3 protein-coding genes are annotated in these 1,550 nt (G+C 63.2%); 1 reads left to right on the top strand and 2 read right to left on the bottom strand.

Going from position 1 to position 1,550, the window contains the following annotated elements:
• Nucleotides 1-354 (bottom strand): GMC family oxidoreductase N-terminal domain-containing protein (locus tag GSQ89_RS25950; RefSeq protein WP_254073375.1); only part of this gene is annotated, 354 nt, incomplete at its 3' end.
• A 115-nt stretch (nt 355-469) separates the two neighbouring features.
• On the opposite strand from GSQ89_RS25950, the gene GSQ89_RS25945 reads away from it, so the two are divergent.
• Nucleotides 470-799, top strand: coding sequence for a hypothetical protein (locus GSQ89_RS25945; protein WP_158930724.1), 330 nt, complete (start codon nt 470-472; stop codon nt 797-799).
• A gap of 280 nt (nt 800-1,079) precedes the next feature.
• On the opposite strand, the gene GSQ89_RS25940 is transcribed toward GSQ89_RS25945, so the two are convergent.
• Nucleotides 1,080-1,475 carry a protease pro-enzyme activation domain-containing protein gene (locus GSQ89_RS25940; protein WP_158930722.1) on the bottom strand — a complete coding sequence of 132 codons (396 nt, stop codon included), beginning with the start codon at nt 1,473-1,475 and terminating at the stop codon, nt 1,080-1,082.
• Nucleotides 1,476-1,550: the final 75 nt, after the last annotated feature.

The raw sequence follows: 1,550 nt of genomic DNA, 5'->3' as shown, positions 1-1,550 counted from the left end.
CCGAGGCGTTTCGACGGCGTAACCGGCAACCACCACATGGCGTGCCCGCTGAAACCGCCAACGGCCCTCGCGATGGAAATGCACCCCCGTCGCCAGTCCGGTCGGTCCGACCTCGATCCGCCCGACCATCGCGAGGTCGCGGATTTCAGCCCCCGCCCGCAAGGCGCGCGGAATGAACGTCACCAACTGGCTCTGCTTGGCGTTGGTCGAGCAGCCAAACCGGCAGAATCCGCGATATACGCAAGGCGGCGACTGGCCATGCGGCGCCGACACAGTCGCCAACGGCGTCGCGCTCCACTTCATGCCCATCGCCTCGGCACCGCGCGCCAGCAACTCCGCCGCACCGTTGGGCAATGTCGAAACAAGGTCGGGACGCCGTCAGGTTTTTGGCGCCGTCGCGAAAGCCGGAACAGGCATTGAAGGGCTGATCCGGCGGAACCTCGATGCCGTTGGTGGAACCGGAGGCACCATGTTGACGGCGTTCACCGATAGTTGTCCCGGACTCCGGCGCATTTTCGCCGGCGCTGGCGTCACGGAACCGCCGGTTCTCGACTGGTTCCACATCGGAATGAGGCTTCAACACCTCAAACAAATCGCGGACGGGTTGGCGGCTGGCGATCCCGCGCGCGCGGCGGCGAAGGCCGTGATCGTCGCGGAGGTTGACCGGTTGCACTGGCGGATCTGGAATCGGAAAGTCAAAAATGCGCGCAAAAGCGTCGATCGGATCCGTGCTCTCATGCACAATTTCCGGGGCGAGGCAGGAACGCGAAAATCCATCGCGCCATCGCGAAAGCTTTAGACGGCCTTGCGGGAGTTGGATAACTATCCGACTGGCCAGAGCGCCTGGCTGGTGAATTACGCCGAACGCCGCCGCGCGGGCTTGCGTGTTGGGACCTCGATCACCGAAGGAACGGCGAATTTCCTGGTGAACCGCAGGGTGGACAAAAGTCAGCAAATGCGCTGGTCACGACGCGGCGCGGACCTGCTGCTTTAAGTTCGGTGCGCGATCTACAACGGTACGCTCGGTTCCGAATTCGGACAGAAATTCCATCCAGCCAACGACACATTCCTCCCAACCGCTATTGCCGCCTGACCCCCAGATCCGCGGTGATCCCCGATATGAGCCGCCAGGATATTCGAATCGCTGCAATTCCACGCCGAACGCGGTGCTGGAACTGGGCGACAGTTCCTGACAGCACCACGGTGCGCCGCCCGGCGTGTTCCTGGACCATTGAGAGGCCCTGTGCGGCGGCAAATTTCTTTACCGCGGAGATGTCTGCGCCGCTGGCGCCAAACTGCCCATTGAATTCCTCACGGGAGAGGCCGCCGCTCGCCGTCTCGCGCTTGGCGAGCTGCTTCACCCTCTCCTGCAACCTACCGGCGTTGTTGCGGCGCAGAAGCACGCTGACCTCCAGCCGTTCCGCGGGATCGGCCTGGGCGACGGCCTTCGCTCCGGTTCTGTCGCAAATTTCCAAGGGACGACACGCGCGCCGCAAGGATCCTCTGGCTTTATCCCGCTAACGAATAAAATTGCCGAGCCGGACACACCT

The organism is Acidisphaera sp. S103, from assembly GCF_009765975.1.
Classification (GTDB): Bacteria; Pseudomonadota; Alphaproteobacteria; order Acetobacterales; family Acetobacteraceae; genus Rhodopila.
Note: the sequence above shows the minus strand (reverse complement) of the source record. Positions and strands in the feature narration are given on the sequence as shown.